The organism is Glutamicibacter sp. TV12E, from assembly GCF_052441935.1.
Lineage (GTDB): Bacteria > Actinomycetota > Actinomycetes > Actinomycetales > Micrococcaceae > Glutamicibacter.
The window spans coordinates 1427130-1447209 of sequence record NZ_JBQVVF010000001.1 but is presented as its reverse complement, the minus strand read 5'-3'; the positions used below and the strand labels follow the sequence as shown (position 1 = coordinate 1447209).

The following is a 20080-nucleotide window of genomic DNA, read 5'->3' as shown; positions in this document are numbered from 1 at the left end:
AAAGTGAAGACGCTTTCTTCCCACACGGATCCCGCAGAATTCGAGATCAATACCAAAGCCAACGCACCGCTGCTGGCCGGACTGCACCAGCGTTTGGAACGCGCCGCCCGAGGCGGGTCGGAGAAGTCCCGCGCCCGCCACGTGGAGCGTGGCAAGCTGCTGCCCCGCGAGCGCGTGGACCATCTGCTTGACGAGGGATCCCCGTTCCTGGAGATTGCCCCGCTGGCTGCCGAGGACATGTACGACGGTGCCAGCCCCGGCGCCGGGATGATCGCCGGCATCGGGCTGGTGCACGGCCGGCACGTGCTGGTCATCGCCAACGATGCCACCGTCAAGGGCGGCACCTACTTCCCGATGACCGTCAAGAAGCACCTGCGCGCCCAGGAAATCGCGCTGGAGAACCACCTGCCCTGCATCTACCTGGTCGATTCGGGCGGGGCGTTTTTGTCGATGCAGGATGAGGTCTTCCCCGACCGCGAGCACTTCGGGCGCATTTTCTACAACCAGGCGCAGCTCTCCGCGAAGAAGATCCCGCAGCTGGCCGCAGTGCTCGGCTCCTGCACCGCTGGCGGCGCCTATGTCCCGGCGATGAGCGACGAGAGCGTGATCGTGCGCAACCAGGGCACCATATTCCTCGGCGGCCCTCCGCTGGTGAAAGCAGCCATCGGCGAGATCGTCACCGCAGAGGAACTGGGCGGCGGGGACCTGCACGCCAAAACCTCCGGGGTGGTGGACCACCTGGCCGAGAACGACGAGCACGCGTTGATGATCATCCGCGATATCGTCTCCACCCTGCCGCCGAATCCTGCCCCGGCATGGAACATCGTCCAGCAGATCGAGGAGCCCCGCTATCCCGCCAGCGAGCTGGCCGGGGTGATCCCGGTGGATGTCAATGCCCCCTATGACGTGCATGAAGTGATCGCCCGGCTGGTCGACGGCAGCCAGTTCCACGAGTTCAAGGCCGAATACGGCACCACCCTGGTCACCGGCTTTGCGCAGATCCACGGCCACCAGGTGGGCATCATCGCCAATAACGGGGTGCTCTTCTCCGAGTCCGCCATGAAGGGCGCGCACTTCATCGAGCTCTGCGACCAGCGCGGCATCCCCCTGCTCTTCCTGCAGAACCTTGCCGGGTTCATGGTTGGCCGTGACTACGAGGCCGGCGGCATCGCCAAGCATGGCGCCAAGATGGTCACCGCGGTGGCCACCGCCAGGGTTCCGAAGCTGACCGTGATCATCGGCGGCTCCTTCGGCGCCGGCAACTACTCCATGTGCGGGCGCGCCTATTCCCCGCGCTTCTTGTGGATGTGGCCGAACGCCCGCATCTCGGTGATGGGCGGCACCCAGGCTTCCTCTGTCCTGGCCACGGTCAAACGCGACGGGCTGGAAGCCTCCGGCGGAACCTGGAGCGCCGAAGACGAGGAGAGCTTCAAGGCTCCGATCCGCGAACAGTACGAAACCCAGGGCAACCCGTATTATTCCACCGCACGCTTATGGGATGACGGGGTCATCGACCCGGCCGATACCCGACGGGTGCTGGGCCTTGCGCTGGATGTCTGCGCCCGCACCGCAGTGCCCGAGACCAGCTTCGGCCTGTTCCGGATGTAGCCGAGGAGACCATGATGAACACAAAACTTTTTGATACGGTACTGGTCGCGAATCGCGGGGAAATCGCGGTGCGCATTATCCGCACCCTGCGCGCCCTGGGCATTCGCTCGGTGGCCGTCTACTCCGACGCCGATGCCGATGCACTGCATGTTGCCCACGCCGATACCGCCATCCGCCTTGGCGGAGCACCGGCCAATGAGAGCTACCTGGATATCAGCGCGGTCATCAATGCGTGCAAGGCCAGCGGCGCCCAGGCGGTCCACCCGGGATACGGCTTCCTATCCGAAAATGTGGACTTCGCCCGCGCCCTGGAGGCTTCGGGGATTGCCTTCATCGGCCCTCCGGTGAACTCCATCAACCTCATGGGTGACAAGATCCGCTCCAAGAACCATGTGCAGTCCCACCAGGTTCCGGTGGTCCCCGGGATCGCGGAACCCGCGTTGAGCGATGAACAGCTCATCCAGGCCGCCTCCGAGGTCGGTTTCCCGCTGCTAATCAAGCCATCTGCCGGTGGCGGTGGGAAAGGCATGTTCTCCGTCGAATCCGCAGGCCAGCTCCCCGAGGCGCTGGCCAGCGCCCGGCGTACCGCCCTCAAGGCCTTCGGGGACGACACTCTTTTCCTGGAACGCCTGGTGCGCAACCCGCGGCACATCGAAGTGCAGATCCTGGCTGACTCCCACGGCCATACGGTGCACCTCGGCGAGCGTGAATGCTCGTTGCAGCGCCGCCACCAGAAAGTCATCGAGGAAGCCCCCGCCCCGCTGTTCGAGAACCTGGAGCACGGGGCGCAGATTCGCGAACGCATCGGAGCGGCCGCGATCGCGGCGGCGCAATCGGTGGGATATGTGGGTGCTGGAACCGTGGAGTTCCTGGCCAGCAGCGAGAATCCCGACGAATTCTTCTTCATGGAAATGAATACCCGTCTGCAGGTGGAACACCCGGTCACCGAAGAAGTGGTGCGGGTCAACGGGCAGAAACTGGATCTGGTGGATTGGCAGGTGCGCATCGCCGCCGGGCAGCAGCTGGACTTCGCCCAGGACCAGGTCAGCCTCGTTGGCCACGCCATCGAGGCACGCCTGTACGCCGAAGACCCTGCCGCCGGCTTCCTGCCCTCGACGGGCACGGTGCTGCAGGTGCGCGAGCCGACCGGCGTGCGCGTGGACAGCTCGCTGCGCGACGGGCTGGAAATCAGCGCCCACTACGATCCGATGCTCGCCAAGGTGATCGCCTGGGGCACGCATCGCGCCGAAGCGGTGGCTCGCCTGGACCGCGCGCTGTCCGAGACCGTCGTGCTGGGCGTGCTGACCAACATCGAATACCTGCGCCTGCTCTTGGCCGACGAGGACGTCATTGCCGGCAAGCTGGATACGAACCTGATCGAACGCAAGATGGAGCAGTTCAGATTCCGCGAATCCGGCCCGCTCGAGCTGGCGCTGGCGGCGCATCTGGAATACCTGGGACGGCCCGCCGGCACCAGCCCCTGGGGCATGCGCGATGGCTGGCGGGCGCAACACCACCACCCGATCACCCGGCACTTCGACACCGGGCAGGACCGGGCCGCAACCTTCCTGCTCGTCACGCCCGAGGGCAACAAGGTCAGCGTTGGCGGCCAGGAGCACTTTCTCCGGGAGCTCGGCTCGGGCCTCGAGATCAACGGCGTGCGCAGCGGAATCCAGCACGCCTGGGACGCCGACGGCACACTGTGGCTGAGTGATCGAGGCTGGAATGCATCGCTGCGCGCGCTGCCTCGCGAAGAGGTGCTGGAGCGAGCGCTGGAGAGCCTCGCCAAGGAATCTGGCAGCTACCGCCCAGAGGTGCTCTCACCGATGCCCGGCACCGTCATCTCGGTCCAGGTGGCCGACGGCCAGCAGGTAGCCGCCGGCCAGCTGCTGGCAATTGTGGAAGCGATGAAAATGGAGCATCAGCTGCTGGCCCCGGCCGATGGAATCGTGCGCCTGCCGGCTTTGAAGGCCGGTGACCTCGTCAAGGCCAAGCAGGTCATTGCCACCGTGGAACCACTGCACGTCGAGGACAAGGAGCATTCGGCATGAGCGGGCAAAAGATTGAACAGCGCGGGCTGTATTTCGACGAGCTGGTCCTGGGCGCCATCTACGCCCACAAACCGGGGCGCACCTTGAGCGAAGCGGATAATATCGCCTTCACCACGATGACCATGAACAACCAGGGACTGCATCTGGATGCGGCGTGGGCCAGCACCCAGCCCTTCGGAAAGCCCCTGGTCAATTCGCTGCTGACGCTGAGCACCATGATCGGCCAGTCGGTGGCGCAGCTGACCGAGGGCACCATCATCGGACAACTGGGGATCAATGACGTGAAGTTTCCCCACCCCATGTTCCACGGCGATACGCTCTATACCGAAACCGAGATCACCGCGCTGCGCCCCTCGAAATCCCGGCCCGGCCAAGGTTTGGCATCGATGGCCCACACCGGGCGCAACCAGCACGGCGAGGTGGTCGCTACCGCCACGCGCACCTGCCTGATGTGGACCAAACAGGCCCATGAAGAGTCGAAGAAGGCGGCGGATGATGAGTGAATTCCTGATGGGCCCGGCCATCCTGTTCTGCCCCGCCGACCGGCCCGAGCGCTACGCCAAGGCGGCTGGCCGCGCCGACGCGGTAATCCTCGATCTGGAAGATGCCGTCGCCCAGGAAAACAAGGAGGCCGCCCGGCGCGCTTTGCGCGAAAGCTGTCTGGATCCTGCCCGCACCATCGTGCGGGTGAACCCCGTGGATACCGGGTACTTCGCGAAGGACCTCGAAGCGCTGCAGCACACCAGCTACACCACAGTAATGCTGCCCAAGGTCCAGTCCGGCGCGCAATCGGCCCGGCTCGCGGACTACGAGGTCGTGGCACTGTGCGAAACGGCTGCCGGCATTGCCAATGCGGCGCAGATTGCTTCCACCCCGAATGTGGTGGCCTTGATGTGGGGTGCCGAGGATTTGGTCGCCTCGCTAGGCGGGACCTCCTCGCGCCATGAGGATGGCAGCTACCGCCAGGTGGCCAGCTTCGCCCGTTCCCAGGTGCTGATCCACGCGGCCGCGCAGGGCAAGGCGGCCATCGACTCGGTGTATCTGGATATCCCGGATAGCGAAGGACTGTTCCTGGAATCCCAGGATGCCAAGGCCTCGGGATTCGCAGCCAAGGCGTCTATCCACCCAAGCCAGATGCAGATCATTCGCCGGGCCTATGCCCCGACACCCGCGGAAGTGAAGCTCGCCGAACGCGTTTTGGCTGAAGCCGAGCGCCATCCCGGGGTTTTCTCCCTGGACGGGAAAATGGTGGATGAGCCACTGCTCAAGCAAGCCCGTGCAACCTTGGATCACGCAGGCAAGTTGGCCTAACGCATTGCGGCGTGCCAGCAGGCCGGCAATGAGCAAGGACTCCGCTATCGCACCCGGTACGCGGCACGGTGTCCTCGGCTAGACTGGCCTTGCGCGCCACGTGAACGAAAGCTCGCGCAAGATCGTGGTGGCCGCCCACGATCCAGACACCGGGTTCAACGGCCCGGTACCCGTTGGCCCGACGCATCATTGTCGTTTATCCACCCTTGAAAGCGAGCACAAACTGGTCCCTCCATCGCTGGAAATGCGCCCATTTCACGCTGCCGACGCAGAGTTCTTTGCCGCCTTGGCTTCCGATGAACGCGTAGTCCGCTTTATCGGTTTTGGACAGCCGTGGAATCAACAGGACATCGACTCGTGCGTCGAGGCCGCCATGCAGAACCAGGATCCCATGCACGTCGGCACATCACGTTGGTTTGTGGCCACCATGGCCAAGCAACCGGTCGGCCTGATCTTTTCCACTCGGCAGGAGAGCAGTATAGAAATTGGGTACTGGGTCTCACCGGCGCACTGGGGACGCGGCGTTGGCGGGGAAATGCTTAATCGCACCATGGCCATGGTGCCCGGACTCTTCGGAGCCACAACACTGAGTGCCAGCGTCGCCCCGGGCAATTCGGTGTCCGCAACCCTACTGGCCAACCGCGGATTCATCCTGAAGGCCCGCACCGATGAATTGGACCAGTACCTTTTTGACGTGCGCTCGCAGTGAGCGGCAGCCCCGCGGGTTGCTGCTCACTGCCGGTTCGCTTTCTATACTGCTAGCATGACCTACCTCCCTGCCTCCGCTTCCGGGCTCGGCGCGTGGCCTCGTGAGCCAGGCACAGCCTTGGCGCAAGCATCCGCCTTGCCCAGCGGTGCCACTTCGTCTTTCGTGATCTTGAGTGAGACCCACGCCATAGACGTTTCCACGGAGTGGGAACCTCATTTCCACGATGCCCATGAGCTGCTGTGGGCACGCGAGGGAACGCTGACCGCCCAGATCGAGGGACAGATTTTTACCGTTTCCGAAGGGTATGGACTGTGGATTCCAGCCAGGAAGCTCCACGGCGGGCGGCTGACCGCGCGCATCAAGCTCTTTAGCGCCTTCTTCGCCCCCGAACGAACTTCCACTGCGTTCAGGAACCCCACGGTCATCACGATGGAGCCCTTGCTGGAGTCCCTATTGGTGCATTTATCCCAGAAGGATCTGGAAGAAACAGCGAGAGCCAGGGCGGAGTCGGTCGTTTTTGACGTACTCAAACCCTCAGAGAATGAACTTGCACTGCGCCTGCCCGATGATCCACGGATCAGCGCCATGGCCGACCACTTGCTCGCAGACCCCGCAGATCAGCGTTCCCTTGATCAGTGGGCGGCAGACAGCGGGATCAGCGCCCGGACCATTACACGCGCCTTCCGTGAATCCACGGGGCTGTCTTTCGCTCAGTGGCGCCAGGCGGTGAAAATCCATCGCGCCTTGGAATTGCTGGCTAGCGGCGAGAGCGTTCAGGATGTATCGGACCTATTGGGCTACGCGCAGCCGAGCACTTTTATCGATGCCTTTCGGCGCATTATGGGATGCACGCCTGGCGCATTCACTAGTGGCAATACGGATATTTGACCGGAAAACCTGATTATCTGTCGAGAATCATCGATTGCCGACATCTCTAAGTTAACTTAGACTTACCTAAGTGAAAATCCATACTCGTCACGGACTTATTTTGTCCTTTGAACACGCATGCCAGCTGTCATGACTGCGGCCACAGGCAGCATGCACGCAGAGAATGTCGTGCTGAGCTACGGCAAGCAGACCGTTGTCGAGAACGCGTCCATCAGATTATCCCCGGGTAAAATCACCGCGCTCATCGGCCCCAATGGCAGCGGCAAGTCCACCTTGCTGCGCTCCATGGCAAGATTGCACGAGCGCACCGCGGGGACGATCACGCTTACCGGCCCCCAGGGCCGGCCACGCGAAATCAGCACCCTGAGCGGTCGTGACTTCGCCCATGAAGTCACCCTCTTCGCCCAGTCCCATGCCACGCCGGAAGGATTATCCGTGGCAGATATTGTCGCATTTGGCCGGCATCCGCACCGGAGGGGTTTCGCTGGGCTGTCATCCGCAGACCGCGCCGCTATCGACCAAGCCATGGACCTCACCGGCACCAGCAGCATGTCGCGCAAAGCCGCGGGGGAACTCTCTGGTGGTGAGCTCCAACGCGTCTGGCTAGCCGTGTGCCTGGCCCAGCAAGCCAACGTGGTGCTCCTGGACGAGCCAACCAACCACCTGGACCTGAGATATCAAGTCGAGACCCTGGACTTGGTCCATGATCTCGCCCGGCAAAACGCACTGGCCATCGGCATCGTGCTGCATGACCTCAACCAGGCGGCGGCCCTCGCCGACACCCTGGTTTTGATGAAACACGGCCGTGTTCATGCCACTGGAACCCCTCCTGAAGTTCTCACCGCGGAAAACCTCACGGAGGTTTATGAGATCACCGTACAGGTGCACAACGATGCAGCTGGCGGAACGCTTCGCGTTGAACCGGTCAGCCGCCACCGTCGTGGCTAACCCGCAAATTCAACTATCACCCCACCAATCACCAAGGAAAACTCATGCCTGCACTCGCCCGTAGCGCCGTCACCAGTCTGGCCGGACTTGCCCTGCTCATCTCCGCAACTGGCTGCGGCGTCACCGACACCTCCAGCTCTGCGCCCGCTCAAAGCACCACGGTCGCCTCGGCCAGCTGCGCTGAGGACAAAACAAAGACCAGCACGGATCCGGTATCGATGACCGATGATCTAGGACGAACCCTGAACCTCGAGAAGCCAGCCGAACGCGTGGTTGTCCTTGAATGGCAGGAGATCGAAGACGCACTGACTTTATGCGTGAACCCCGTGGGTGTTGCTTCCCCGGAGGGCTACAACACCTATGTCACCGCTGAAAAGCTCCCTGAAGGCGTTGAATCGGTTGGTGAGCGCGGCGAGCCAGACCTGGATTCCATCTACGCGCTCAACCCGGATTTGATCATTGTGGACGCCTTCAGCGAGGACGACCCCGTGCTCTCCCAGCTCGACAAGGGAGATGTCCCAGTCCTGGCACTGAAGGGCAACGATTCTTCAGATCCCATTGGCAACATGAAGAACGTCTTCTCCCAGGTCGCGAAGGCCACCGGACGCACCGAACGCGCCGAGGCCGTGCTGAAGGAATTCGACGCCCATCTAGCCCAGAAGAAGCAGGAAGTAGCCGATATGCAACCTCAGACAACTGACTTCCTGTTCTTTGACGGTTGGGTTGAAGGATCGAATCTCACCATCCGGCCGTATACCGATGGGGCGCTATTCACTGAACTGGGCAAGGAGCTGGGACTGACACCGGCTTGGAACGACGAGGTAAATAAGTCCTTCGGCTCAGGTGGCGTGAACAAGGAGTACGGCCTGGCCCAGACCGACGTAGAAGGCCTGGCCGGTGTCGGCGAAGCCAATCTCTTCTATTCCAATGATGCCGGTACCGGCTGGAGCACCGAACTTGAATCCAGCAAGATCTGGAAGAACCTGACCGCGGTCAAGGAAGGGCGAACCTACCAGTTCCCGAACATCTGGGGTGCCGGTGGACCAAAGTCCACCAGCCAAGCTGTGGATGCATTCGCCGACGCACTCACCTCCGCTTCGGAAGCCAAGTAGTCCGCCGCTGCAATGAACACCGCTGAAAAAACCGCAGAGCCACCAGCCCGCCACGGGAACCCCGCTGCTCCGGCTCGCGAGTTGCAACCATTGGCTGTTTCGGCCAGCGGCACGCACCTCGCGGCCGGGGCCGGGGTGCTGGCAGCTTTGCTTGCCGCAGTGCTCGTGGTCGGTGCATGGCATCTGACCCAGGGCACTTCGGGGGTAGGGCTGCCTGAACTATTGCGGGCCTTGACCGGAGATGGCACCAGCGTGGGAGGAGTACAGGCCTCCGAGATTTTCACTGGTTCCCGCTTGCCGCGTCTTTGCGCAGGGGCAGCAGTAGGACTCGCCCTGGGCGTTGCGGGTTCATTGCTGCAATCAGTCACCCGCAATCCGCTGGCCTCGCCGGATACCCTGGCTGTTACTTCCGGCGCCTATTTCGCGCTGTGCATTGTGGCAGCGCTCGGGCTCAGCCTGTCCACCCTGGTATCCAGTGCGGTGGCTTTTGCCGGCGGCCTATTGGCTGCAGGAACTGTACTGGCACTTGCAGGCCGGAACAGTGGGGGCGCCACCACACGGTTGATCCTTGCTGGTTCGGCGATCGCGATGGCGCTAGAAGCTGGCAGCGGCATTATCCTGTTGCTCTTCAAGGAGAACACCACAGGATTGTACGCCTGGGGTTCAGGTTCGCTAGCCCAGTTGAATCTGGACGCGTTTTTGCGCAGCCTGCCAGTGATGCTGGTGGCCTTGGCCATATGCTTCTTGCTCTCACGCAGGCTAGATGTCCTCTCCCTCGGGGATGACAACGCGATGGTTCTGGGGATTCCGGTTCGTTCTACTCGCATCCTGGTGCTGCTATGCGCGGTGCTCCTCACCGGCGTCTCCGTTTCGCTTGCCGGGCCCATTGCGTTTGTGGGGCTCGGCGCTCCGGTGCTGGCTCGTTTGCTTTCACGCAGGCTCGTGGTGCTGCGCCGCCAGCTGTTTTTGCTCCCGGCGACCGGCTTGATCGGCGCCTTGCTGATTCTGCTGGCCGATGTGGTGCTACGGGCGCTGCTTGGCGCGCAGGGGGCGGCCTCCATTCCAACCGGTGTTCCCACCGCGGTGCTGGGCGGAGTGCTGATCGTCACTCTCGCTCTCAGGCTTCCTGAAGCGTCCCATGCCCGCAACCGGCTGCAGGTGGCCAGCACATTGCGCAGCCGCCGGCACTTCGCATTCGCCCTTGCACTGGGCCTGGTCCTGCTCATCGGCGTGGCGGTGCTTGGACTGCTATCGGGAAGCATCTTGCTGCGCCTGGGAGATTTGGCGCTATGGCTCCAAGACACCGCCCCGGCACTGATCGACAGGGCCTTCTCCGAACGGGCGCCACGCACCACAGCGGCGTTGTGCGCTGGAGCCGCCCTGGGGCTAGCAGGATGCCTGGTGCAGGGCACGGTACGCAATCCGCTGGCAGAACCCGGGATTCTGGGCATCACCGCAGGAGCGGGCCTGGGCGCAGCCATTGTCGTCACCGTTTTTGGCGGTTCCCGATCCTTGCTGGTGATTTTTGCAGTGGCTGCTGGCTTGGCGGCCTTTGCCGTCGTCGCGTCACTAGCGTGGCGGCGAGGTTTCTCCCCGGAACGATTTGTGCTGATCGGCATCGGCACGGGCTACGCGCTCTCGGCACTCACCACCTATTTGCTGTTGAGCATCAATTCGTGGGAGACCCCGAGGATCTACACCTGGCTCTCCGGCTCGACCTACGGCAGGGAATTCGCCGATGTCATCCCGGTGGCCATAATGCTCCTGCTTGCGCTTCCGATAGTCCTGCTCATGAGCCGCACGCTCGATCTGCTCGCCGTTGACGAGGACCTGCCCACGACGCTGGGGGTCGCCACTGCACGGACCCGGCTCGTCGCCCTGGCCCTCGCGGCAGTGCTGGCTGCTCTCAGCGTCGTGGCCATCGGCGTTGTCGGTTTTGTCGGACTGATCGCTCCTCACCTGGCCCGGTCGTTGGTCGGCTCACGCCACCACCGGCTGATTCCGGTGTCGGTCCTCTTCGGAGCATTCCTTGTCGCCTTGGCTGACGCTCTGGGGCGCACCATCATCGCTCCGGCGCAGATTCCAGCCGGTCTGCTCGTATCCCTCCTGGGAACCCCGTATTTCATCTGGCTGCTCTACCGCTCGCGCGGCTAGATTTCTCCCGGAAATCGGCTCCATGTCCAGCCTCCCCTAGGAAAGAATCCATGTCCCAGCACACCGCCCCCGCTGTCGCCGTCCAAGACTTTGCCACCTCGTGCCATGAAGACCGGCTGAAGCATCTGGGGCCCCTCGATGATGCCTGGGAACGTGGCCCTTCCGCATCGTCCGCGCGGGTATTAACCGTTCAAGCAGCCGACGGCACCGTCACCGGCGGTGCGTTGCTTACTGCCCGTTCGGCCGGAGCCTATGTAAAAATTTCCAGCGTGCTTGCGCGCACGGCAACGCACCGGGAACGGGTTGTACGGGAAGTCCTCGATTATGCCCGGCAGCAAGGCCTGGCCTGCATCAAATGGGAGATCTGGACAGAAAATCCCGAACTGCCCGCCTTGGCCGAGGACCTCGGATTCCAGCGGCTGCCCGCTCCACGGCGCACCGCGCAGACCGCCTGCCCCGCACCGATGGCCGGTTACGTCCATTGGCTCAATCCAGCCCAATACATCCAGAGCCCGCATTACCAGCAGAGCGAGAACTTCACGTGCGCAGCAGTCGCCGCGCTCGCTGCACACCAAGAAACTTCCAAAATCGAGTCTCTCGAAAAACTGCGTATTGCGGAGCTGGTGCTGTGGCGCCAGGCGACCAACTTCATGGCCTGCGAGCCGATTGAATTGGGCTTGGCCTTAACCCGGCGCTGGCCGCAGAGCTTGGTGTCAGTGTGGCTCGATACGGACCAGCCGGTCATGGTGGACTATTATTCGCAGACCGAACGCGACTGGCGCGGAATACTCCAGGGGCAATCACGGCTGCATGCCGAAGCCGCAGGACTCGCCATGCACGCCAAACGCCTGGATATGTCTCAGATCAGTGATGCGGTAGCCAACGGCGCCCAGGTGCTGTTGCTGGTATCGCTGGAAAAGATGCTTAGTTTCGACGTTCCGCATTGGATACTTTGCCATGGGATAGCAGGCACTGCACAAAGCCCTGTACTGATAGTGGAAGATTCGTGGGTGAATCAAAGCAGCTCCGAGAGCTGGGTCGATGCGACGTGCCTGCCCATCGGGCTGCAGGAACTGGATGCCATGTCCGTGCTTGAGGATGGCAGCTATCGGGCCGCACTTGTCCTGGCCCAGTGCACAGGCAAGAACCGGGATCCGGAGTCCGGCGCGGGTATTCGATCATCCGCAGCTTAGGCTGCAATGGCATCGCCCCGGTACTCCATCGGTGCCATGCACAAGGCCTTTCTGCTCTATCTGGCGCTCCGGGCGCATGCGCTCGGTGGCCTAGAAGGGGGCCGCGGTGCGCACCAGCTGCACGCCGAGGTCGATTGCTCCGCGCATCGCGACTTCTGCACCCAAGGTCGAAGTGGTCAACTGGACACAGGTCAGGGCTGGTTCCTGGGCGAGCTCGCGCTGGGCGATGGCAACGACCGGCTCCAGGATTTCTGCCATCGCCCCGGAGAGCACCACACGCTCCAACCCGGCAAAACCGGAAATGACGGCGCTGATCCGGGCCAGCCGGGCTCCAAGGGATTCCAGGATTGACTGGGCCAGCTGGTCGTCTTGTGCAGCCGCATGGAATACGTCTTCTGCGCGCAATGAATCCTCGTCCAGCGACGCCAAACTGCTGCTGGCGCCTTGGGACAAAGCTGCTTTGGCTTGTTCGCGAGCCAGGTAGCCCAGCCCGTGGGCATCCCCGACCCCGGCAACGTGCGCGAGGAATCGCATTTCCCCGGCTAGCCCTTTGGCTCCACGCAGTAGGTGGTTGTCAACCACCACTCCGGCACCGATGCGCTCGCCAACCATCAGCGAGGCAAAGGAGCCATCAGTGCCGTTTGCCAGTTCGGCGATGGCAGCCAGATTCGCGTCGTTTTCGATCCTCAACAGGTGCGTGTATTTGCCGAGTGCGGCTTGCCACTGCGGGTTCATGCTGCCCCAGAAGCCATTGTCATCATCCGGAGAGGCACCGTTTGAATCAACCGGCGCTGGGACACCGATCACCACGGCTGCCAGCTTGTCCACCTTGAATTCGGCCAGCACGCCGGCCAGCAGTTTTTCGGTGGTTTCCACTCGATGGCGCCCTGAGGCCAGCGGGTCGACCTTTGCCTCGGTGCGGGTCTGCCCAACTCCCCGCAGATCGCTGAGCGTCAGGCTGATGCGGTGTTGGCCTGCGTCGATCCCTGCAATGAAGCCATGTGTCCGGTTCAATTCATAGCGCAGCGCCGGGCGTCCCTTGGAATACGCTCCGGCAGCCCGGGTGTCCTTGGCCTCGGTGAGCCAGCCGGATTCAACCAGTTCTTTTGCCTGGTTGAGCACTGTTGCCCTGGTCAAGCCGGTAAGCGAGATGAGTTCACTGGCTGTCACTGCTTCGCGGTCCCATGCGGCGTCCAGGACGCGCCGGGTGTTTAGGCGGCGCAACGCGGTAGCGCTTTCTGCGGGCTGGGTTCCCTGAGCATCGATATTTTTCACTGGACTCACGTTCAAAGTATAGACGGCACTTTATTTAGATGCTAAATTTACTTCGGAAATAAAGTGTTTTGCCTCACTTAACCACTGGAGAAGCCGATGAATTTTGGATCAAGCGCCTTGTCTCGACCCCTGAAACGGCGGTCATTCATTGCATCGATGATGGCGGCGGGAACGCTGGCGCTGACCGGCTGCAGCAACAGCGACCCCAGAACCACGATTCGGTTCAACCAGTCCAAGCCGGAAGTGGTTCCCTACTTCCGGGACCTGCTGGGCCAGTTCAATGCTTCCCAGAAAATCGTGAACGCAACCCACGAAGTAACCGCCGGGCTCTCGGCAGCGTTTGCCCGCAACGACCCACCGGACTTGGGCTGCCTCAATTACAACTTCGAAATGGCGCGGTTCCAGGAACGCGGGGCGCTTTCCGACCTCTCTGATCTGCCTCAGCAAAAAATGAACGCCCCATTCATCAAGCAGTTGCTGGATCTCTACCCGGATTATCCTGGGCGGACATCGGTGCTGCCCTATTCGATGATGGGCGCCGCGGTGCTCTACAACAAGGACATTTTTGAGAAGCACGATCTTGCCATCCCTACTCGCTATTCAGAGCTGCTGGAGCTTTGCGGGGAGCTGTCCGACCTCGGAATCACCCCCATCTACTCCACGTTCAAGGATGCATGGACTGCTTCGCAGGGCTTGGCCGACTACACCTTGGGCGGTGCCCTCGACATCAACCAGCACTTTGCCGCATTGCGGGACATCGGTTCGGATTTCACCCCCGACGCCGCCGTTTCCTTTTCAAAGGCCTTCACCGATCCTCTGACCAAGATGCAGGAACTGGCAAAGTTTTCGAATTCGGATGCAGCCAATCGCGGCTACGGCGACGGCAACCTTGCCTTCGCAAATGGCCAGGCAGCCATGTACATGCAAGGACCATGGGCGCTGCCCGAAATAGCCAAGACCAATCCCGACGCCAATATTGGCACCTTCCCCTTGCCGATGACCGAAGACCCCCAGGACTTGAAAATCAGGGTCAATCTCGACCTCGCGCTTTGGATCCCGGAACAGTCCGATCACCAGGCCGAGGCGCGCGAACTTCTCGCCTTCCTTTGCCAACCCGATATCCAGGATGCGTATAACGAATCAGCCCTCGGGTTTGGCGTCCGCTCCGACTCCCCGCCGACGAAGGACCCGCGGCTGAAGCAGCTGCAGCCCTACATCGATTCCGGGCGCCTTTATCAGGGAGTTTCAACCGCGATTCCGCGAACCATCCCCTTTGAAAACTACATGCAGGGCCTGGTGACCGGCGGCAGCGTAGAGCAAACCCTAGCAACCCTCGATGCGGACTGGGCCCGGCTGGCCCAGCGCAGTTAGCCAGGCCAGGAGAACACCATGTCATTAACTGCCCCAACCAGGCCCCGGAGCGAAAAAGCGCCCGCCGCTCCCCGCCGTTCGGTGAAGCGGCATCACTTCGATGCCACCTACCTGGGTTTCCTTGTCCCCGCGTTGATCTGCTTCACCATTGCCATTACTGTTCCCGCAATCATGGGCATTTTCTTCAGCTTCACCGACTCGGTCGGATTCGGGGACTTCAACATTATCGGGCTGGCTAATTACGCCGCGCTCTTTACCGATCCTGCCATCATCGGCGCCTACAGCTTCACCATCGGTTTCGCCCTGGTGACCGTGGTGCTGACCAATGCGCTGGCGTTTCTCCTGGCGGTCGGGCTCACCGCGCAGATCCGGGCCCGCGTCGCTTTGCGGACCATCTTTGTGATGCCCATGGTCATTTCAGGAATTGTCATCGCCTACGTTTTCAACTTCTTGTTTTCCAACACCTTGCCCACCGTGGGCGAGAATCTGGGCATTGAAGTCCTTAAATCGTCATTGCTGTCGAACCCGGATCTCGCCTGGCTATCCATCGTCATCGTCACCGCCTGGCAGGCCGTTCCCTCGGCAATGCTCATCTACATCGCAGGCCTCATGGCGATCCCCTACGACTTGTACGAAGCCTCATCGTTGGACGGCGCCAGCGCCATCGGGCAACTCATGCATGTCACGCTTCCCCTGATGATCGGATACATCGGGATCAACATCATTATCGGCTTCAAGAATTTTCTGGGCGCCTACGACATCATTGTCGGCTTGACCAACGGTGGACCAGGAGTGAAAACCCGGTCGATCGCCATGACAATTTTCACCGGATTCGAGCGTGGCGACTATGCCTACCAGATGGCCAATGCCACGGTCTTCTTCATCATTTCGCTGATTATCGCGCTTTTCCAGCTGCGCCTGACCAATAAGGGACAAGCAAAATGAGCCTCACATTGCAGCAAAGACTCAACAAGCGCTCACGAGCACGCATCGGGCGCGAACGCGTCAACTGGTGGGCCACCAGCATCTTGGGTGTCTGCGCACTGGCGGTTCTGGCACCCCTCTTCGTCACCGTCTCGATGGCTTTCAAATCAGCCAAGCAGGCAGTCGACGGGCAAGCCTTTTCACTGCCAAAGCCCTTCTCGGTTGAAGGGTTCACCGCGGCATGGGACCTGGTGAACTTCCCGCGGGCCTTCACCATCTCGCTTGTGATTACCCTTGTAGCAGTCCTCGGTGCGGTGCTCTTGGCTTCCATGGCCTCATATGCGATCCACCGGAACTGGAATAAGCGTTTCTACCGCTTTAGCTTCTTTTACCTTCTGGGGGCGATGTTCCTCCCGTTCCCGGTCCTGGCGCTATCCCAGGTCAAGCTCACCGGGATCTTCGGGCTGGATAATCCGGCAGGTGTCGCCATCCTGCATGTCATGTTCGGGCTGTCATTCAATGTCCTGCTCTTCACCTCTTTCCTGCGGGGTCTGCCCGGCGAACTGGAAGAAAGCGCGCGGATCGATGGAGCCAGCAACTGGACGACCTATTGGCGGATCATCTTTCCGCTCTTGGCCCCAATGAGTGCCACGGTGGCCATCTTCGCGTTCCTCAGTTCATGGAACGACTTCATGATGCCATCACTGATCATCTCCGAACAGGTGAACCAGACCCTTCCGGTGGTTCAGCAACTGTTCCAAACCCAGTTCTCGAACAACTACCATGTGTCCTTTGCCTCTTACCTGATGGCCATGGCTCCCAGCGTAGTGGCCTACCTCTTCACCCAGCGCTGGGTGATGTCAGGCCTGACCCAAGGCGCCGTTAAATCCTGAAACCGCACTACCCGATTCATCTGGCCGCCCCTAGGCTGGAAACATCCCGAAAGGAACCCCATGACCCTGCAAGGCACCGAAGACCGCACCGCCCTATCCAAGGACGCCACCTGGTGGCGCCAAGCTGCCGTATACCAGATCTACCCCCGCAGCTTCGCGGATTCCAACGCCGATGGCCTCGGCGACCTGAAGGGAATCAGCTCGCGAGTCGGCTACCTCAAGGATCTGGGTATCGATGCAGTCTGGCTCTCCCCCTTCTACCCCTCCGCGCTGGCCGACGGCGGATACGATGTGGACGACTACCGCAATGTGGACCCGCGGCTGGGCACCTTGGAAGACTTCGACCACATGACGCAGCAGCTTCATCAAGCAGGCATCAAGGTCATCGTGGATATCGTCCCCAACCACTCATCGAACCTCCACGAATGGTTCCAGGCCGCTCTGGCCTCGCCCAAGGGCTCAGCCGAGCGCGATCGCTATGTGTTCCGCGACGGTCTCGGTGCCAATGGCGAATTGCCTCCTGCAGACTGGGAGTCCCTCTTCGGAGGCCCCGCATGGGAGCCAGTGGGCGATGGCCAGTGGTACCTGCACCTTTTCGCCAAGGAACAGCCCGATTTCAATTGGGCCAACAAAGAGGTCCGCGAAGACTTCCTGAAGACCCTTCGTTTCTGGTCCGATCGCGGCGTGGACGGCTTCCGCGTCGACGTGGCCCATGCCCTGGCCAAAGACATCCCACTGGCCAATTTGCCGACCAAGGCCGAGCTTGACGCCCACCCTTGGGATGGCACCCACCCCATCTGGGACCGCGATGAGGTCCACGACATCTACGTGCAATGGCGCCAAGTCTTCGACGAGTACGATCCTCCCCGCATCGCCGTGGCCGAAGCCTGGACCGAATCCGACCGCCGCCCGGCCTACGCGCGATCCACGGGCCTGGGCCAGGCCTTCAACTTCGATCTGCTGCAGGCCGACTTTGACGCGGCGGCCTTCAGGAAGATCATTTCCTTCAACCTCGAGCAGGCGGGCATCGCCGGATCCTCGACCACCTGGGTCTACTCGAACCATGACGTCGTGCGCCACGCAACCCGCTATGGCCTGCCGCTTGCAGGAGATCCGGACTCTGCCAAGAAATGGCTGCTGCATGGAGCCGATCCGTCGGTGCTGGATGTGCCGCTGGGCCTTCGACGCGCCCGCGCGGCCACGTTGCTGGAACTGGCTTTGCCCGGCAGCGCCTACCTGTACCAAGGCGAGGAACTGGGCCTGCCAGAGGTCAGCAGGATCCCCGATGACCAGCGTCAGGACCCCGCCTTCTTCAGGAACAAGGGCGTAGAGGTGGGTCGCGACGGATGCCGCGTCCCGATCCCGTGGGACACCGAAGGGCCGTCCTTCGGCTTTGGCGCAGCAGCACCCCACCTGCCGCAACCCCAGTCCTTCGGCCCGCTGAGCGTCGTGGCCCAAGACGGCATGGAAGGAAGCACGCTAGAGCTCTATCGCGAGGCACTGCGCCTGCGCCGGGAACTGCAAAGCGAGGAGTCCCTCCAATGGCTCGACGCGAACGAAGGAGTGCTCGCTTTCACCCGCCCAAATGGCTGGATCAGCATCACCAACTTCAGCGCCCAGCCGCAAGCGCTTCCCGAGGGCACATTGCTGCTTTCCAGTGCGCCGCTGGATGCCGATGGCCTTTTGCCTTCGGCGACGACCGCATGGTTGCGCGGCATCTAGGGAATTGCTGGTGAAAACACTTCGGCACCGCAGATGGATATCTGCGGTGCCGAAGTGTTCAATTCAGGAGCCCTAGGCAAGCACTACATCCTTGGACGGAACGTGCAGCTTCTTGTTGCCGTAGTGCACGGCGAAGAACCAGGCAGCACCGGTGACGACGTGGATGACGCTCAGGGTCACGCCGGTCGCTACATCGGTTGCGGTCATGATCGGGGAAATCATCGAGAGAACGGCAACGGCTAGTCCGATCCACTGCGCTACCTTGACGAAGCCCTTGCTGGCACGTCCGATCAGAAAGACCACAAAACCCAAGACCAGCAGCGGCAGCCAGGTGAACTGCAGGATGTTGTCAAAGCCGACAACCTTCTCAGGGTTGGAGCCAACCTTCATCGAGGCGCCCGAAGCGATGCCGATGAAAAAGATGATGGCATTGAGGTAGCCGGCGCCCAGTGCGGCGATGACGACCTGGATGAAGTTAAAAGGGCTATTTGGTTGTCCCTGAGCAGTCATGGTATTCCTCGAAATTGTTGAAAGTCCTCAACAATTCTAGTTTCGAACAGCAGTGCGCTGGCTCTCATTCACCAGTGAGATCCGCGACAGTTAGCGAAGCTATCTATCACTGCGAACCAGGACGCACTGGAACTCGCTGAAAACTCCCGGTTTAACTAAGCGAAAGCGGAGTAGACTGGAGATGGAGCCGACTTCCACTTCTGTACCATTTTGGAGGCTTCCTCCTTCCGGCATTGAGCTCTTGTGCCGTCCCTAGATTCCCAGGACGGCGTTCAGATTAACGCACCAGTGTTGAACCGGAAAGTATTCTTCTGGGCGGCTGACACTGCCAGCCTTATCCCTCTCATGCTTCGGATCCTAGGATTCTGGCCCGAACAACCCCGCCGCCTTTGCACCGCTGGCAGCGCAGCTTGCTCCGCTTGCATCTGTTCTTCCTCGTTGCAAACGCCGTCTCCCGCTTCTGCACATCGGGGGCTTACGACTCGCCACCGTGACATGGCATCCACAGCAAATCACACAGTCTGCGACTCTCGCAGCAATAACGGCTAAGACGCAACGGAGAACCAGTCATGGACAAGCCGATCAGTTGCCCAAGGTGTTATCGAAACGCCTTGGTCGAAACCGAAACCCGCCGATACATCGATGAGCAAAACCAGCTCAAGAGATGGGACAACGAAGGCGGCCATGACGTAGGACTACGTCAAGACACCCAAATGACCATGCGCGAGGTGGTCTGGACGTGCACCTCCTGTGGATGGAAAAAGATCGCCTATAGCTCCCAAGAACCAATTCTTGGACCCGAACGACGCATTGAAAAGTTCGTCCAATCCAAACAGCGGCCGCTTCCCACGCCCACGCAGCTCACCCAAGAGACCGGCCGACACTCGTAAACAATGAAAGGCATCAATCATGGACTCCTTAACTAACTCCTCCAACTCCAAACGAGAATCGCTGAAACTTGGGTCCGTGCTGCTGGACAGCCTTCCAAGCAGCTTGCTTACCGATCAAGCACCAGAGAAGTACTTGGTAGCTGTGGTCTTTAATCGACGCGCTGAGCCCGAGGAAGTCGACTTCCTCACCGGCACCGGGGTCAGCGATCGCTTGCGTTCCGCCGGATATCCCGATGTTGAACTGAATGTGGTCAACCGGAGACTGGAAATTTCCAATACAACCCTCGAAGAACTCCGCGATGGCCTATCTGTGGCCCTCGCGCAGGAACTATCTGGTGTTGAACAGGAATTTGAACGTGAACGTGTCGCTCGAAACACGCAATTCCGAAAAGACGTCGATGCGGAAACCAAGCGTGCTGAAGCAGTTCAATTGCTGGCCCAATCCATCACTTTTGATCCTGCCAGAATTGAAACACTGATCTAAAGACTGCAGGCCCAGCATCTTCCAAAGAATGCTGGGC

The 20080-nt window shown here is 61.1% G+C and carries 18 protein-coding genes; 16 read left to right on the top strand and 2 right to left on the bottom strand.

What is annotated here, in order from left to right:
• Positions 1-3 precede the first annotated feature (3 nt).
• The 10 genes from ACT7DV_RS06750 (at position 4) to ACT7DV_RS06705 (ending at position 11974) form a co-directional block, all read left to right on the top strand.
• Positions 4-1608: a carboxyl transferase domain-containing protein gene (locus ACT7DV_RS06750; protein ID WP_444661467.1), complete on the top strand. Its 1605-nt coding sequence runs from the start codon at positions 4-6 to the stop codon at positions 1606-1608.
• Between the two features lie 11 nt (positions 1609-1619).
• Positions 1620-3659 carry an acetyl/propionyl/methylcrotonyl-CoA carboxylase subunit alpha gene (locus ACT7DV_RS06745; RefSeq protein WP_444661466.1) on the top strand — a complete coding sequence of 680 codons (2040 nt, stop codon included), beginning with the start codon at positions 1620-1622 and terminating at the stop codon, positions 3657-3659.
• Positions 3656-4162 (top strand): MaoC family dehydratase, encoded by a 507-nt coding sequence (locus ACT7DV_RS06740; protein ID WP_444661465.1) that lies wholly within the window; start codon positions 3656-3658, stop codon positions 4160-4162. Before ACT7DV_RS06745 ends, ACT7DV_RS06740 begins: the two co-directional genes overlap by 4 nt.
• Entirely contained in the window at positions 4152-4970 is an 819-nt protein-coding gene (locus ACT7DV_RS06735; protein WP_444661464.1) for an HpcH/HpaI aldolase/citrate lyase family protein, read from the top strand. The genes ACT7DV_RS06740 and ACT7DV_RS06735 overlap by 11 nt, the downstream gene beginning before the upstream one ends.
• A gap of 100 nt (positions 4971-5070) precedes the next feature.
• Complete coding sequence (locus ACT7DV_RS06730) at positions 5071-5679, top strand: GNAT family N-acetyltransferase (protein ID WP_444661463.1); 609 nt, start codon at positions 5071-5073, stop codon at positions 5677-5679.
• 54 nt (positions 5680-5733) lie between these two features.
• Positions 5734-6567, top strand: coding sequence for a helix-turn-helix domain-containing protein (locus ACT7DV_RS06725; protein WP_444661462.1), 834 nt, complete (start codon positions 5734-5736; stop codon positions 6565-6567).
• A 129-nt stretch (positions 6568-6696) separates the two neighbouring features.
• Complete coding sequence (locus ACT7DV_RS06720; protein WP_444661461.1) at positions 6697-7515, top strand: ABC transporter ATP-binding protein; 819 nt, start codon at positions 6697-6699, stop codon at positions 7513-7515.
• Between the two features lie 44 nt (positions 7516-7559).
• Positions 7560-8627, top strand: a complete 1068-nt coding sequence (locus ACT7DV_RS06715; RefSeq protein ID WP_444661460.1) for an ABC transporter substrate-binding protein — start codon at positions 7560-7562, stop codon at positions 8625-8627.
• 12 nt (positions 8628-8639) lie between these two features.
• Positions 8640-10781, top strand: a complete 2142-nt coding sequence (locus ACT7DV_RS06710; RefSeq protein WP_444661459.1) for an iron ABC transporter permease — start codon at positions 8640-8642, stop codon at positions 10779-10781.
• A gap of 50 nt (positions 10782-10831) precedes the next feature.
• Positions 10832-11974 carry a peptidase C39 family protein gene (locus ACT7DV_RS06705; RefSeq protein ID WP_444661458.1) on the top strand — a complete coding sequence of 381 codons (1143 nt, stop codon included), beginning with the start codon at positions 10832-10834 and terminating at the stop codon, positions 11972-11974.
• Positions 11975-12064: 90 nt separating this feature from the next.
• On the opposite strand, the gene ACT7DV_RS06700 is transcribed toward ACT7DV_RS06705, so the two are convergent.
• Positions 12065-13258 carry an ROK family transcriptional regulator gene (locus ACT7DV_RS06700; protein ID WP_444661457.1) on the bottom strand — a complete coding sequence of 398 codons (1194 nt, stop codon included), beginning with the start codon at positions 13256-13258 and terminating at the stop codon, positions 12065-12067.
• Between the two features lie 87 nt (positions 13259-13345).
• Here ACT7DV_RS06700 and ACT7DV_RS06695 point away from each other — a divergent pair, with 87 nt between their 5' ends.
• The 4 genes from ACT7DV_RS06695 to ACT7DV_RS06680 are packed head-to-tail and all read left to right on the top strand — an operon-like array spanning position 13346 to position 18159.
• A complete protein-coding gene (locus ACT7DV_RS06695) occupies positions 13346-14620 on the top strand; it encodes an ABC transporter substrate-binding protein (protein WP_444661456.1) in 1275 nt (424 codons plus the stop codon).
• An 18-nt stretch (positions 14621-14638) separates the two neighbouring features.
• A complete protein-coding gene (locus ACT7DV_RS06690; protein ID WP_444661455.1) occupies positions 14639-15565 on the top strand; it encodes a carbohydrate ABC transporter permease in 927 nt (308 codons plus the stop codon).
• On the top strand, positions 15562-16437 hold the full coding sequence (locus ACT7DV_RS06685) for a carbohydrate ABC transporter permease (protein ID WP_444661454.1): 876 nt from the start codon (positions 15562-15564) through the stop codon (positions 16435-16437). Before ACT7DV_RS06690 ends, ACT7DV_RS06685 begins: the two co-directional genes overlap by 4 nt.
• Positions 16438-16497: 60 nt before the next feature.
• Positions 16498-18159 (top strand): glycoside hydrolase family 13 protein, encoded by a 1662-nt coding sequence (locus tag ACT7DV_RS06680; RefSeq protein WP_444661453.1) that lies wholly within the window; start codon positions 16498-16500, stop codon positions 18157-18159.
• A 72-nt stretch (positions 18160-18231) separates the two neighbouring features.
• Here ACT7DV_RS06680 and ACT7DV_RS06675 read toward each other — a convergent pair whose 3' ends face one another.
• The gene (locus ACT7DV_RS06675; protein WP_444661452.1) at positions 18232-18669 is read right to left on the bottom strand and encodes a DUF6069 family protein; all 438 of its coding nucleotides are present in this window, start codon (positions 18667-18669) and stop codon (positions 18232-18234) included.
• 611 nt (positions 18670-19280) lie between these two features.
• Between ACT7DV_RS06675 and ACT7DV_RS06670 the strand changes: the two genes are divergently transcribed.
• Together ACT7DV_RS06670 and ACT7DV_RS06665 are read left to right on the top strand one after the other, a co-directional pair.
• Positions 19281-19559, top strand: coding sequence for a hypothetical protein (locus ACT7DV_RS06670; protein WP_444661451.1), 279 nt, complete (start codon positions 19281-19283; stop codon positions 19557-19559).
• Between the two features lie 19 nt (positions 19560-19578).
• Entirely contained in the window at positions 19579-20043 is a 465-nt protein-coding gene (locus ACT7DV_RS06665) for a hypothetical protein (RefSeq protein WP_444661450.1), read from the top strand.
• The last annotated feature ends 37 nt before the right edge of the window (positions 20044-20080 follow it).

What these genes read in the sequence shown, in the direction of transcription:
- ACT7DV_RS06745 (WP_444661466.1), top strand. Translation starts at nt 1,620, where the DNA reads ATGATGAACACAAAACTTTTTGATACGGTACTGGTCGCGAATCGCGGG.
- ACT7DV_RS06675 (WP_444661452.1), bottom strand. Translation starts at nt 18,669, where the DNA reads ATGACTGCTCAGGGACAACCAAATAGCCCTTTTAACTTCATCCAGGTC.
- ACT7DV_RS06685 (WP_444661454.1), top strand. Translation starts at nt 15,562, where the DNA reads ATGAGCCTCACATTGCAGCAAAGACTCAACAAGCGCTCACGAGCACGC.
- ACT7DV_RS06710 (WP_444661459.1), top strand. Translation starts at nt 8,640, where the DNA reads ATGAACACCGCTGAAAAAACCGCAGAGCCACCAGCCCGCCACGGGAAC.
- ACT7DV_RS06720 (WP_444661461.1), top strand. Translation starts at nt 6,697, where the DNA reads ATGACTGCGGCCACAGGCAGCATGCACGCAGAGAATGTCGTGCTGAGC.
- ACT7DV_RS06690 (WP_444661455.1), top strand. Translation starts at nt 14,639, where the DNA reads ATGTCATTAACTGCCCCAACCAGGCCCCGGAGCGAAAAAGCGCCCGCC.
- ACT7DV_RS06735 (WP_444661464.1), top strand. Translation starts at nt 4,152, where the DNA reads ATGATGAGTGAATTCCTGATGGGCCCGGCCATCCTGTTCTGCCCCGCC.
- ACT7DV_RS06695 (WP_444661456.1), top strand. Translation starts at nt 13,346, where the DNA reads ATGAATTTTGGATCAAGCGCCTTGTCTCGACCCCTGAAACGGCGGTCA.
- ACT7DV_RS06705 (WP_444661458.1), top strand. Translation starts at nt 10,832, where the DNA reads ATGTCCCAGCACACCGCCCCCGCTGTCGCCGTCCAAGACTTTGCCACC.
- ACT7DV_RS06680 (WP_444661453.1), top strand. Translation starts at nt 16,498, where the DNA reads ATGACCCTGCAAGGCACCGAAGACCGCACCGCCCTATCCAAGGACGCC.
- ACT7DV_RS06740 (WP_444661465.1), top strand. Translation starts at nt 3,656, where the DNA reads ATGAGCGGGCAAAAGATTGAACAGCGCGGGCTGTATTTCGACGAGCTG.
- ACT7DV_RS06665 (WP_444661450.1), top strand. Translation starts at nt 19,579, where the DNA reads ATGGACTCCTTAACTAACTCCTCCAACTCCAAACGAGAATCGCTGAAA.
- ACT7DV_RS06715 (WP_444661460.1), top strand. Translation starts at nt 7,560, where the DNA reads ATGCCTGCACTCGCCCGTAGCGCCGTCACCAGTCTGGCCGGACTTGCC.
- ACT7DV_RS06725 (WP_444661462.1), top strand. Translation starts at nt 5,734, where the DNA reads ATGACCTACCTCCCTGCCTCCGCTTCCGGGCTCGGCGCGTGGCCTCGT.